The 13201-nt window shown below is 56.9% G+C and carries 12 protein-coding genes and 2 riboswitches; of the genes, 2 read left to right on the top strand and 10 right to left on the bottom strand.

Translation table 11 applies throughout. From position 1 onward, the window contains the following. Nucleotides 1-52 precede the first annotated feature (52 nt). Nucleotides 53-970, bottom strand: a complete 918-nt coding sequence (locus tag D7M11_RS23285) for a nucleoside hydrolase (protein WP_120749672.1) — start codon at nucleotides 968-970, stop codon at nucleotides 53-55. Between the two features lie 134 nt (nucleotides 971-1104). Here D7M11_RS23285 and D7M11_RS23290 point away from each other — a divergent pair, with 134 nt between their 5' ends. After that, a complete protein-coding gene (locus D7M11_RS23290; protein WP_158606785.1) occupies nucleotides 1105-1866 on the top strand; it encodes a helix-turn-helix domain-containing protein in 762 nt (253 codons plus the stop codon). A 90-nt stretch (nucleotides 1867-1956) separates the two neighbouring features. Here D7M11_RS23290 and D7M11_RS23295 read toward each other — a convergent pair whose 3' ends face one another. The 9 genes from D7M11_RS23295 to D7M11_RS23335 all read right to left on the bottom strand — a co-directional run bounded on the left by D7M11_RS23295 (nucleotide 1957) and on the right by D7M11_RS23335 (nucleotide 12095). Further along, complete coding sequence (locus tag D7M11_RS23295; protein WP_120749674.1) at nucleotides 1957-2619, bottom strand: TetR/AcrR family transcriptional regulator; 663 nt, start codon at nucleotides 2617-2619, stop codon at nucleotides 1957-1959. A gap of 74 nt (nucleotides 2620-2693) precedes the next feature. Further along, nucleotides 2694-3713, bottom strand: coding sequence for an ABC transporter permease (locus D7M11_RS23300; protein WP_120749675.1), 1020 nt, complete (start codon nucleotides 3711-3713; stop codon nucleotides 2694-2696). Further along, on the bottom strand, nucleotides 3710-4465 hold the full coding sequence (locus tag D7M11_RS23305) for an ABC transporter ATP-binding protein (RefSeq protein WP_120749676.1): 756 nt from the start codon (nucleotides 4463-4465) through the stop codon (nucleotides 3710-3712). Before D7M11_RS23305 ends, D7M11_RS23300 begins: the two co-directional genes overlap by 4 nt. 160 nt (nucleotides 4466-4625) lie before the next feature. Beyond that, the gene (locus D7M11_RS23310; RefSeq protein WP_120749677.1) at nucleotides 4626-6956 is read right to left on the bottom strand and encodes a universal stress protein; all 2331 of its coding nucleotides are present in this window, start codon (nucleotides 6954-6956) and stop codon (nucleotides 4626-4628) included. An 88-nt stretch (nucleotides 6957-7044) separates the two neighbouring features. Next, nucleotides 7045-7653, bottom strand: coding sequence for a potassium-transporting ATPase subunit KdpC (gene kdpC / locus D7M11_RS23315; RefSeq protein ID WP_120749678.1), 609 nt, complete (start codon nucleotides 7651-7653; stop codon nucleotides 7045-7047). A gap of 44 nt (nucleotides 7654-7697) precedes the next feature. Beyond that, nucleotides 7698-9728: a potassium-transporting ATPase subunit KdpB gene (gene kdpB / locus D7M11_RS23320; protein WP_120749679.1), complete on the bottom strand. Its 2031-nt coding sequence runs from the start codon at nucleotides 9726-9728 to the stop codon at nucleotides 7698-7700. 31 nt (nucleotides 9729-9759) lie between these two features. After that, nucleotides 9760-11439: a potassium-transporting ATPase subunit KdpA gene (kdpA, locus tag D7M11_RS23325; protein ID WP_120749680.1), complete on the bottom strand. Its 1680-nt coding sequence runs from the start codon at nucleotides 11437-11439 to the stop codon at nucleotides 9760-9762. 32 nt (nucleotides 11440-11471) lie between these two features. Further along, nucleotides 11472-11591, bottom strand: coding sequence for a potassium-transporting ATPase subunit F (locus D7M11_RS38145; protein WP_120749681.1), 120 nt, complete (start codon nucleotides 11589-11591; stop codon nucleotides 11472-11474). A 93-nt stretch (nucleotides 11592-11684) separates the two neighbouring features. Beyond that, the gene (locus D7M11_RS23335; RefSeq protein ID WP_120749682.1) at nucleotides 11685-12095 is read right to left on the bottom strand and encodes a hypothetical protein; all 411 of its coding nucleotides are present in this window, start codon (nucleotides 12093-12095) and stop codon (nucleotides 11685-11687) included. 145 nt (nucleotides 12096-12240) lie between these two features. Next, nucleotides 12241-12407, bottom strand: a riboswitch (cyclic di-AMP (ydaO/yuaA leader). 152 nt (nucleotides 12408-12559) lie between these two features. Continuing rightward, a riboswitch (cyclic di-AMP (ydaO/yuaA leader) is annotated at nucleotides 12560-12761 on the bottom strand. On the opposite strand from D7M11_RS23335, the gene D7M11_RS23340 reads away from it, so the two are divergent. Beyond that, nucleotides 12724-13071, top strand: a complete 348-nt coding sequence (locus tag D7M11_RS23340) for a hypothetical protein (protein ID WP_240041270.1) — start codon at nucleotides 12724-12726, stop codon at nucleotides 13069-13071. Its footprint overlaps the riboswitch before it by 38 nt. The last annotated feature ends 130 nt before the right edge of the window (nucleotides 13072-13201 follow it).

A 13201-nucleotide genomic window follows, 5' to 3' on the forward strand; every position in this document is an offset into this window, starting at 1 on the left:
CCCAAGCCGCCATAACTGACGGCCGAGGCCCTGTCTCCGCGCTTACCCGCTCCTACTGTTTAAGTTTACGGAATAAATCCTGAAATACGCGATCGCGATGAACGAAATGGACGTAGCGGATAAAATGCCGAGAAGCGTCGAAGCTCCAGCGGAACTGTTCCGACAGCAGCGGACTATGTACAAGCTCGTTCGGCAACCACGCGTCGTTGATCAGGTAAGCGATCGCGGAGATATCCCAGATGACCCGGGAGTAGCCGAAGTGGTCGTTTGCGCAGTTACGGAACGTTTCGTACAAATAAGCGCCGACCGGACCGCTGTCTTTCACGTAATCCTCCACCTCGGATAACGTCGTCAGCAGATGCGAGGCCGCTCCCATACACGGAACCAGAACAAGTGGGACGCCGCAATCCAAAATCGTACTGGAGGCGTGAATATCCTGAAACAGGTTGAACTCCTTCGTGTGCGGCCAGTGCAGGGCGTGCCCGCCAAGCCAGACGACGACAATCTTCTCGATAATGCGCGGTTCCATCAGAATGGCGGACGCCACATTCGTGATCGCTCCGATCGCGACGACGTACAGCGGATCGTTATCGGGGCTGGCCATCGCCCGCTCGACCAGATTGCGGGCCGCCTCGCTCTCGACCAGCGTCTCGGGACCGGGCAAATACGAGCTCGAACCGCGATACACCGGAATGCCGGCCATGTCGGGCATATGGGAGGCGATCGTCAGCAGCTCGTTGTAGCTTTTCTCCATCCCGTCCAAAGGTCCGCTCGACAGCGAATTGTGGAAAGGCGCCGCATAAAACGCCTCGACCTGAAGCCGCTCCGGCGATCTTACCGCATAAGCGACGGCGAACTGGTCGTCGATTTCATTGTACGTGTCGGTGTCGAGCACCATACGCACGCGGCCTTTCGGATGGGCGAGCCGTTTCAGCAATTGTTCCTGCGTTAGCTTCGGATAGGTGATCATCAGGTTCCCTCCCTGGGTTATAGTGGTACTAGAGCCCATTGTACACGGGGGAACCGCGCCATATTTTCACGATTCGGCGATTTGTTTGTACGATGTGGCTAATGTCGCCCTTAAGCCGGAAGGAGGAGCCGCCCATGCTGGCCCAGATGGATTTCATCTTTCACGCGATGCGGGAAGCCCGCTCGTATATGCCGATGCACCGTCATCGCTGCTACGAGCTTGTGTATTACCGCGAAGGAACGGGGTCGACCCGGCTGCACGAGCTCGAATACCGGTACGAGCCGAACACCTATACGGTCATCCCCCCCGGAATGATGCACGACGAGAGACGGTTCTGCGACACCGATGTCGTGTTTATCGGCTTCAGCCAGCTTGGCCGCGATATGCCCGTACTGACGCACGGGCTGTTTCAGGACGCGCCCTCATCGCCCATTCTGCGCCTGCTGCTTGATATCAAGACGGAGATGCAGGAGAAAAAAGCTTATTACGGGCAAAAGCTGAATCTGCGCCTGAGCGAAATGCTGATCGAGCACGCCAGATCCGTCTCTCCCGTTTTAGCTGACCAGACCGACGACAATTTGTTGTACGCGCGGACATTTATGGACGAGAACTTGGGCCAGAAAATCGCCGTGGAAGATTTGGCCGCGCTTGCCGGCTACAGCTACGACCATTTCCGCCATTTGTTCAAAAAAAAATTCGGCGTATCGCCGATTCAATATTTGATCGATAAACGGCTGGAGAAGGCGCGCAGCCTGCTCCGCCACACGTCGCTGCCGGTTACGTCCGTTGCGCTGGAATGCGGTTTTTCCAGCGACGCCCAGTTTTGCACGATGTTCAAGCGGGAGCTTGGCGAAACGCCCCGCGCCTTCCGGCAAAACAGCTACCGCTCGCTTTAAGTATCCGGCGGGAAGCCGTCATCCCCAAATTATACACATGTTATCCACAGCCGCCTGTCAGGAGGCGGAACCCGCCGTCCGCCTCCGCCGTCAAGGCGCCAAGCCTTTCATAATAAACCCGATCGTAGCCTCCAGCTCGCGCTCGTCGTCCCAGTCCGCGCCTTCCCGCGTCCCGTACAACGTCCGGGTCAGCACATACCCCATAATGGCCGATGCGCTCAGTCTTATAATGGTCATGACCGGCAGATCGGCCAGCTGGCCCTCCGCCTTAAACTTGCCGATGACGATTTCCAGCCGCTCCTTCACCTTAACCAGCACGACCTGCACGAACTGCTCCTGAAGCTCGGGGTGAAACGGCAGCTCCTGCACGACGATTTTGATCAGGCTTTTATTTTTTTGCAAAAATAACAGCCGGTTTTCGATCATCGCCCGCAAAAACTGCTCGTAGCTGTCGTAATCCTGCGTAAGCACATCGCGAAACTCGCGAAGCAGAAACGGAGCGATCATCTTCAGCATCGTCGGCGTGACGATTGACAGCAGCAGCTCCTTTTTCGTTTTGAAATGGCGGAAAATCGTCCCTTCCGCCACCCCCGCCCGCTGCGCGATCTCGCTAGTCGACGAGGCGGCATATCCTTTCTCGGCGAATACCTCGATCGCCGACTCGACGATGCGTCTTTGTTTGTCGGTCATTTTATCGCGGCCCAAACCGGCTTGCAGCAGCTCCTCGATCCAAGGCTCGATTGCTTCGGACATATCGTTTGACCCTAACCTTTCCGCGCCGTGCGTTGTTTGATAAGCACGATTGTATCACACCCGCTCCCCGGTTGTTAAATCGCCCGCTGCTTCTTGAGCGCGAACACGTTCAGCAGGGCAAAAACGACAGAAAAGCCGATCAGGATATAAACATCGCCCTGAATGTCCGCAAGCCCTTCCCCGCGAATCATAATGCCGCGCATCGCATCCGCCCCGTAATACAGCGGCATGATGTAGCTCAGCTTTTGCAGCCAGGGGAGCATCGCCTCCAGGCTGAATAGGCCGGAGAAGAACACCTGCGGCACGATGACGAGCGGAATGAACTGAATGATTTGAAATTCGCTTCCGGCAAAGGAGCTGAGCAGCGTACCGAGCGTAAGCGCGGTCAGCGTCAGCAGCAAATTGATCAGCAGCACGAGCCAGATCGAGCCTTCCATATACAGCCCGAGGACGCCGATCGAATACCAGGCGATGAGCGCGGCCTGCACGAGCGTAAAGACGCCGAAGCCGGCCAAATATCCGGCGACAACCTCGTAGCGGCGGATCGGAGTCGCCATCAGTCGCTCCAGCGTACCGGTCGTCCTCTCCCGCAGGAAGGCGACGCCGGCCAGCAGGAAGACGAAAAAGAAGGAGAAGAAGCCGATCAGCACCGGACCGAACGAATCGAACGCGGACATCCCTTCCTTGCCGTGCAAATAGGAGATCTCCGGCTGAACCGCTTGCGAACCGGCCTGCATCGTCTGCTGAATGACGAGCATAACCGCTTTGCTGACCGAAGGATCGCTGCCTTCGAGCAGGATCGAGGGCTTGCCGCCCGCTACCGACAGCACCGCGTCGAGCTTCCCTTCCTCCAGCGCCTGCTTCGCCTGGTTGGCGTCCGGATACGAAGCAACGTTTACGTCATCGCTTTTCATCCGCTCCGACAGCTGCGCCGGAACGTCTACCGTCCCGATATCCAGCTTGATCGACTGGCCGTCGAATACGAAATGGAGCAGCGTAAGCACAAGCAGCGGGGCCAGAAACAGCAGCGCGAGCGTCCGTTTGTCCCGAACGAACTGCCGGATGATGCGCAGCGCAAGTGCGCGTATTCTCATGACCGATCGCCTCCCCCGAGCACGATGAAAGCATCCTCGATATTCGTCGTCCCGCTACGCTCCATAAGCGCAGCCGGGCTATCCACCGCGGTCAGGCGCCCCTCCCGAATGAGAGCGATCCGGTCGCATTTGTCGGCCTCGTCCATCACATGAGTTGTGAGCACAATCGTCGTTCCTTTCTCCCGCAAAGCGAACAGCTCCCGCCAGATCGACTGCCGCAGCACCGGATCGATGCCGACGGTCGGTTCGTCGAGCACGAGCAGCTCCGGCTCGTGCAGCAGGGCGATCGCAAGCGACAATCTTCGCTTCATCCCGCCGGAGTATGCGGCCACCTGTTTGTTCAGATGATCCGTCAGGTCGACGACGGCCATCGAAACTTCGATCCGCTCCTTGCGCCGGGCGCCGGACAAGCCGTAAAGCGAGGCGAAGAACAGCAAATTTTCTTTCGCCGTCAGCTCGTTATACAACGCGTCCGATTGCGCCATATACCCGAATCGCTGGAACATCGACAGCTGCGGCATCCGCTCGCCGAGCATATGGACGGTTCCGCCGTCCGCCTTGTCGATGCCGGTCATCAGCTTGATCAGCGTCGTTTTGCCGGACCCGGAAGGACCGAGCAGCCCGAACAGCTCGCCGCGTTCCACGCGCAGCGTAACGTCATTTAATACAGTGCGGCTGCCGAAAGTCCGGACGATGCCGTGAAGATCGACAGCGGCCGTTTGCGGCAGGTCGGTCGAGGCAACGCTTACCATAGGGCATTCCCCCTGAATGTGAGTAATCACTCATTTTCTTACCCTCATCATACAGGATGGACAGCTTGATTGTAAAGTGAGTAATCACTCATTTTTACGAGTAAAGAAACGCCGCTCATATCGCATAGGATGGCTCAATGAAGTCCCGCGACGATTCACGTCAACCGTTCGCCCCTGGATCGTAGCCTGCCACCAGCAGTACGTCGATGTGCCTTGCCGATCGCAGCACTTCCTTCATAACCGAGCCGCGCCGCAGCTCCGTCCAGAACGTCGACTTGGACTGTCCCATCACGATTTGCGTGGCCTCGTACTTCGTCGCCCCAGCAACGATCGCTTTGGCGATCTCCCTGGAGCGCCGCACCCGGAGCACCTCGAATGTTCCGCCGAGCCGCTCCGTCAGCTTCTTCAGTGCGTCCAGCCGTTCCCCGTCCCCCTCTTCGCCGCGGGCATTATTTGCCGCCATCACGTACGATACGTACCAAAGCGCCTTAAGCCGGTGCGCGATGCGGAAGCCGCGGCGTACAAGCCGCTCCGCCTGCTGCATACAGTCGACGCATACGTAGATCGCTTCCTTGCGTCTCCACGGTCCCCGCAGCGAGCTGCTGCGCTCCCACGACTCCAGCCTCTCGTCCACATCGTCGGCCAGCTCCCGCAGGGCCAGCTCCCGCAGAGCGATCAGATTGCCGGTTTTGAAAAAATGGCCGAGCGCCTGCTCCACCTTATCCCGGGCGTAAATACGCCCCTCCTGCATACGTCTGCGCAGCGCTTCCGGAGTGACGTCGATCAGCTGCACTTCGTCGGCCAGCCGGAGTATATGATCCGGCACCGTTTCCCGGACGCGCACGCCCGTAATTTGCTCGACCGCATCATTCAAGCTTTCGAGATGCTGCACGTTCATCGTCGTAATGACCGAAATCCCGGCAGCCAAAATGTCCAGCACGTCCTCGTACCGCTTCTTGTGCTTGCTGCCCGGCACGTTCGTATGCGCCAGCTCGTCAACGAGCACGACCTCCGGATTGCGGCGTATAATTTCGGCGGTGTCCATCTCTTCCAGCCGGACTCCCTTGTACTGGATCGTTTCGCGCGGCACAATGTCCAGCTCTCCGACTTGACCGAGCGTTTCCTCGCGGCCATGCGTTTCCAGCAGACCGACGCAAATATGGATCCCTTTACGCAGCAGGTCGTTTCCTTCCCGCAGCATCGTGTACGTTTTGCCGACGCCCGGTGCGGCGCCGATATATACTTTGAATCGTCCGCGCTTGATCCGCTCGATTTTCCGGTCCAGCTCCTGCGAGCTCAGCCTCCGGAACAGCTCGGCCTCCGCTTCCGGCTTCGTCATGTGAGCGGGCAATATACGTTCCCCGTCATGCTCGGCCCGATCGGCGACGATAAACAGATCGACATGGCGCGTCCGTTTCAGGATGTCCCGAACGATCGAGCCGTGCCAAAGCTCCTGCCACCTCGTCTGTTTCGAATGCCCGAGCACGATGCGGGTAACGTTATTGTCCAGGGCGTACGCGGATAGAGCGTCCGGGAGCGCCCGGCGGGAGGGCAGCGGAAGCTCCTCGAACTTCGCCCCGATGCGCTGGACGAGCTTCATCATGGAACGCTTGAACGCTGCCGCTTCCTTCGCCAGCTGTTTCTTCGGATTAACGAAAGCGACGACAAGCAGGTCGCCGTTCAGCCTTTTGGCGATTTGCTGGCCTCGGCGCACGTAGATCGAGCCGTTGAAATGGTACTGCGTCGAAACGAGGATGCGCTCGGTCGCGCCCGACGGGCCGACCAGCCCAAGCTCGTCGCGATGCTTCTCAAGCGAATCGTTGACGCCTTCGGCAACGAGACGGAGCGACAGCTCCCGCAGCACGGCGAGATTGCCGCGCTTCAGCAGCTCGCTGCCCGGATTGCGCAGAGCTCCTTCCGCCACCCGGGCAAGCATCGTCTCCGGCGTCACGTCGATCAGCACGACTTCGTCGGCCAGCTCGAGCGTGTCGGTCGGCACCGTTTCGCTCACGTCGATGCCGGTCATCTTTTTGGCGATCGCCCTTACATCCTCCAACTCGTATACGTTCACCGTCGTAATGACGCTGATGCCCCGGCTCAGCAGCAGCCGAATATCTTCGAGCCTCGTTGGGAAACGGGATCCCTCGCGGTTCCGGTGAGCAAGACCGTCCACCAGCACGACCTCGGGGTTGCGCGCGATGAGGGCATCCAGGTTCAGGTCCTTCTTCTCCTTCCCGTCCTTCTGCCAGTGGATGCTCGGAACACGCTCCAAATCGCCGACTTGCCGGACCGTCTCGGGACGCTGCATCGTCGAAACGGCGCAAATGACGACGTCGATGCCCTGTTCCTTGAGCGAGCAGCCTTCGCGCAGCATATGGTACGTTTTCCCCGAGCCGCTCACTGCTCCGATGTACACCTTCAGCCGGCCGCGGTGCAGCTTGGAGATCGAATACAGCAGCTCCTCTGGCGTTTTCCTTTTGAACGTGTCCATATGCGTATCCCCTTCCTTGTTCCCTATGCGGCGGCAAACAGCCGGAAAAGCCGGACAGAAGCCCGAAGAAGCCTCGTCCGGCCGTTTCTTATTTGCGAAGCAGTTCGTCCAGAGCCATATTCAGCTTCAGCACATTTACGCGAGGCTCCCCGAATACGCCGAGATCGCGTCCCTCGGTCGCGTCTTCGATCAGCTGATGAAGTCGCTCGGCGGATAAGCCGGTTTGCTTGCTGATTCGCGGCACCTGCACTTCAGCGGACTGCGGAGTAATATGCGGGTCGAGCCCGGACCCCGAGTTCGTGATCAAAGCGATCGGCAGCCGGCTTACCGGCACGTCCGGGTTGCTAATCTTCCAATCTTCGATCGTCTTCTCGGTTCTCGCCAGCAAATCCGCGTTCGAAGGGGCATAGTTGTTCGAGCCCGACGCCTCCGCTTTGTAATCGATACTCGACACCCGGCTCTGAAAATGCTTAGGGTCGTTAAAGGTTTGCCCGATTAAAGCCGAGCCCACCGCCGTTCCATCGCTTGTGCGGATCAAACTTCCGTTCGCCCTGCCCGGGAACAGCAATTGCGCCGCCCCCGTAGTAACGAGCGGGTATACGATTCCGCACAGTACGATAAAAACAAGACTTATTCGGATGACGACTCCCAGGGACATTCGCGCCGTCTCGGATTGGGCTTCTGCCGCTTTGTTCATTTCTATTCTACCTCTCTTTCTATTAACCGCCTCAACGATTCGGGTCAAATCCACACATGAACGACAAGGTCGATCAGCTTGATCCCGACGAACGGGACAACGATTCCGCCTACGCCGTATACGAAAATGTTGCGCTGCAGCAGCTTGCTCGAGCTCATCGGCTTGTATTTGACGCCTTTCATGGCGAGCGGGATGAGCAGCGGAATAATAATGGCATTAAAGATTAACGCCGATAAAATCGCCGACAGCGGCGAACCAAGCTTCATGACGTTAAGAGCCTCCATCTGCGGAATGGCGAGCGTAAACATCGCAGGAATGATGGCAAAATATTTGGCCACGTCGTTGGAGATGCTGAACGTCGTCAGCGCCCCGCGAGTCATCAGCAGCTGTTTGCCGATCGCCACGACCTCGATCAATTTCGACGGGTCGGAGTCCAGATCGACCATATTGGCTGCTTCCTTGGCCGCCACCGTACCGCTGTTCATCGCCAGCCCCACGTCCGCCTGCGCCAGTGCGGGAGCGTCGTTCGTGCCGTCGCCGGTCATGGCGACGAGCTTGCCCTCCGCCTGCTCTCTGCGGATGACGGCGATTTTGTCCTCCGGCTTACTCTCCGCGATAAAATCGTCCACACCCGCTTCCCGCGCGATCGTGGCGGCCGTCAGCGGATTGTCGCCCGTACACATGATCGTTTTGATTCCCATTTGCCGGAGCTGTTCGAATCGTTCCTTCATCCCGGGTTTGACCGTATCCTTCAAATAAATGAGGCCGTACACTTGTCCGTCCACCGCGACGGCGAGCGGCGTGCCGCCAACTCTTGCTATGGCGTTTCCTTTCGCTTCCAGGTCGGACGGAACGTCCCCGCCCTGCGATTCTACCCACTTCTTAACAGCGTCGACCGCTCCTTTGCGCACTTTGCGGCCGTTCGGCAGATCGATCCCGCTCATCCGGGTTTCCGCTTTGAATTCGATAAACTCGCCGCCCGTTGCGAGTGCCATGTCGTAGGCGAGGCCGTTCTTCTTCATCAGCTCCAGAACGGAGCGGCCTTCCGGCGTTTCATCCTTAATCGAGCTGATCGCCGCCCATTCGGCCACGGTATTCATCGATGACGCGCCTACAGGAACAAACTCGCTCGCCATCCGGTTGCCGAACGTAATCGTACCGGTTTTGTCGAGGATCATCGTGCCGATGTCGCCCGACGCCTCCACCGCTTTGCCCGACATCGCAAGGACGTTAAACCGCGTGACGCGGTCCATCCCGGCAATCCCGATAGCGGATAGCAAGCCGCCGATCGTCGTCGGGATCAAACATACGAGCAGCGAGATGAGCACCGGGACGGTTAGCTCGATATTTAAATAGTTCGCCAGCGGCGCGAGAGTCACGACGACAATCAGGAAAATAAGCGTCAGCGTCGTCAGCAGCGTGTTCAGCGCGATTTCGTTCGGCGTTTTTTGCCGCTGCGCCCCTTCCACAAGCGCGATCATCCGGTCGATGAACGACTCGCCGGGATCGCTCGTAATGCGTACCGTAATCCGGTCGCTTACAACCCGGGTACCGCCCGTTACCGAGCTGAAATCTCCGCCAGCTTCCTTGATGACCGGAGCGGATTCCCCCGTAATCGCCGATTCGTCGACGGACGCGAGCCCTTCGATCACCTCGCCGTCGCCGGGAATCATCTCCCCTTGCGAGACGAGGACGATATCGCCCTTGCGCAGCTCGGTGGAAGGCACCTGCTTGACGGAGACGCCTGAGACTTTGTTCGCGGTAATCTGTTTTTTCGACTGCTTGAGCGAATCCGCCTGCGCCTTGCCGCGACCTTCGGCCAATGCTTCCGCAAAATTGGCGAACAGCACCGTAAAGAGCAAGATCAAAAATACGGTCAGATTGAAGCCTATGCTTTCCTCGGTCCCGAAATAGCCCGGAATCAAGGTCATCAGCAGGACGATAAACGTGCCGATCTCCACCACGAACATAACCGGATTTTTCATCATTTGCACTGGATTCAGTTTGACGAAGCTGTCCCATATCGCACGTCTCACGATCGCCGCAGTCAGCAGCTTGTTTCGAGTCGTTGCCATAGTCGGTTGTTCCCCTCTTCCTTGTTCCTTATTAACGAATCGTCAAATGTTCGGCTATCGGTCCGAGCACAATCGCAGGCAGAAACGTGAGCGCGCCGATAATCAGCACGACCCCGACCAGAATGCCGACGAACAAGCCGTTATCGGTACGGAACGTGCCGATCGTCTCCGGCACCCACATTTTCCGAAGCAGAGAGCCTCCTACCGCAAGCATCGCAATCATCGATATATACCGGCCGAATAACATGACGAGACCGGTTGATAGGTTCCAGAACGGCGTGTTGTCGCCAAGTCCTTCGAAGCCGGAGCCGTTGTTCGCCGCCGAGGACGTATATTCGTACAGCACTTGTGAAATACCATGAAAGCCGGTATTCGTAATCGCTGCCGTCCCCGCATTCGTAATAAGGGCAAGCGCCGTCGGTGCGAGAATAATGAGCGGATGGACCAGTATGGCTACGGCGATCAGCTTCATCTCGCGGGCCTCCAACTTCCTTCCGAGAAACTCGGGCGTCCGTCCGACCATCAAACCGGCGAGAAATACGGCCAACATCGCATACATAAGCATATTGACGAGACCGACGCCTTTGCCGCCGAACACGTTGTTCAGCATCATGAGCGCAAGCGGCGTAATGCTCCCGAGCGGGGTGAGCGTGTCATGCATGTTGTTGACCGAGCCGGTCGTGGCTGCGGTCGTAACGGTCGTGAACAACGCCGACTGAGCGATGCCGAAGCGCACCTCCTTGCCTTCCATGCTGCCCTGCGACGAGTCGATGCCGAGCCGGTTCATGACCGGGCTGCCGTTCGATTCGGATACGTACGCGAGCGACAGGAAAGCCAGAAACAAGATCATCATCGCCGAGAAAATGACCCAGCCCTGCTTGCGGTTTTTGGCAAACAAGCCGTACGTGTGCGGGAGCGCCGCCCCGAAGCACCACATCGATAGGATTTCGATCACGTTCGTGAGCGGATTCGGATTTTCGAACGGATGGGACGAGTTCGCTCCGAAAAAGCCGCCGCCGTTCGTGCCGAGATGTTTGATCGACTCGAGTGCGGCGACAGGCCCAATTGCGATGTGTTGCTCCTGCCCTTCAAGTCCCGTCACCGTAATGGCGGGCTTTAGCGTCTGCGGCACCTGGAGCGCAACTAGCACAAGCGCAACAACGAAGGCAAGCGGCAAAAACACCCGCACAATCGCCTTGACGAAATCTTCGAAAAAGTTTCCGAGCGTCTGTCCCCTGCTCGTAACCGCGCGGATGAAGGCGATGGCCACGCACAGGCCGGTTGCCGCCGATGTGAACATCATCATCGTGATGACTGCCATTTGCGAAAAGTACGACAAGCCCGTCTCTCCGCTGTAATGCTGCAGATTCGTGTTCGTCATGAAGCTGATCACCGTATTAAACGATAGCGTCGGCTCCATATTATCGATACCGCCGGGATTAAACGGCAGCCATTTCTGCATTCTAATAATGAGGTAGCAAACGGCGACGAGCACGATATTGGTCGCGATAAAGCTGAGACCGTACGTTTGCCATGTCATGCCCCTGCGATCTTTCAGCCCGATCAGCGCGAAGATCGGCCGTTCCGCGAAACCGAACAGCTTGTCGGTCCGGTTCGGCTCATTGCGAAATACGTTATATAAATAGGTGCCCAGCGGCTTCACCAGCAGCACCAACATAGCGATGACGACAGCTATTTGCAAAACGCCCATAGTAGACGATGCCCTCCCTCAGGTACCTTTCGTTAAAATTTCTCCGGATGCAGCAGCGCGTAGACGAGATACGCGAATACAACCACCGTGAAAGCATAAACGACGATCATCCGCGCGTCCCCTCCTTCTCCCGAATCACACTGCCGCACCATTTCAGAAAACCTGCAAACAGCAAGTAACTTGCCGCAAGAATGATAAGCATGAGAATATCCTGCATTCTCTATCCCTCCATAACTTGTTGAACCTTATTTCAGAACCGACTCCAAGAGAAATGAAACTTTGTCGGTCGTCGTATGAACGACATAGTCGGCTCCCAGCACCTTATAAATCAACCTCGGATTTCCCGAGCCTGTAATGACATAGATCGATTTCGCGGTCCAGCTTCGGCATACGCGAATATACCGGCAGCTGAGATTAAGACTGCTCTCGAACAAATAAACGCTGCCGACCGGAAAATCCGGGATGACCCATGTGTTCTCGTTAGCCGTATCCACTACGGCGATTGTTTTCACCCCGAGCTCCTTGAGCCGTTCCTGCTCTCTAATGCTGTTGGCGAGACCGGCGACGGGTTGCCCGATCTGCTGCAGCCCGCGAATAAACCGTTCGCCCGCCTTGTTCGGGGCCGATACGAGAATGATGTCCTGCCGTTTCTCCACTTGGCTTTTCTCCTCCTGATTCTGAAGACCGCTTTACGCCGGCACAACAAAAAGAAGCCTGCGACAAGAGCGGAAGCTCCTATCGCGGCTTCTTCGGGACATGCGGGAACAATCCCGCTGTTCACCTGAAACGCACGGCGATGGTGGCCTCTCTCGTTTACGCTTGCGAGGTTAGCTGTCGGATTCGGGCGTGAGAGTCGCCCTACCTTCGGCATCTTGCCGCCAAAGGATTCACCCCGTGGAAGACGCCGAAGCGGCTTCCGGTTGGTTCCCCCGTTCCTTTTCCATTCAAGGATTCAGCGATTGGTCGGTCACTTTCTTGAAAACCTTTTTCATACACAGGCACAGCAAAAACCACAGAGGCATAAACCCTGTGGCCGCACGTTAACGGTTCACAAGCTTCATCATCCTCTCTCCCTATACGGCACCGGACCACAGGCGAACAACAATATCGTTTGCACCTGTCGAATGCCGTGTTACGCTTACGAGGTTAGCTGTCGGATTCGGGCGGTGAGAGTCGCCCTACGGGTACGAAAAACTATGGATTTTCGCACGCCGATTCACCCCTGTGACGGCGAAGACGGCTCTCACACCGCTTCCCGCGCCACTTGTTGGTTCCCCCGCTTTCTTGGTAGTCATCCCCAAGAAACTCAGCGACCAGAATCAGGAAACTTTATTTGGATTGGATGAACCGAATATTACGCTTGCCGAACCGTTCTGTAAAGAGAGCCGGACTTCCGATTCCGGCATAAACAGACTTTCGCAGCAGCAACACCCGATACGATCTTCAGAATACGCTATGATGCTCGTTATTTCTTTACTTTTCTCAACAACAGCGAAAATCGCAGCATCGGAAAGCTTGCTTGCCGATCCGATATGCAATTCTGCGATGAATCCGTTTCCACCACAATTTCTCGTTCAAAAAGCGTTCATATTCGCCAATTTCGTAGTTTACTTCGGCAGCGAACTCGCGTAAGCTTCGATTTTATTTGGCGATTGACGATTTCAGGTAAAACCAGTAGACTAAAAGCATATCCTATATTATGGTATTACCACTTGTCTTTGAACTGGAAGAATCAGCTTGGGCTCCTTTTTTTCATTCATAA

It is taken from the genome of Paenibacillus ginsengarvi, assembly GCF_003626695.1.
In the GTDB taxonomy this organism is placed as follows: domain Bacteria; phylum Bacillota; class Bacilli; order Paenibacillales; family NBRC-103111; genus Paenibacillus_AB; species Paenibacillus_AB ginsengarvi.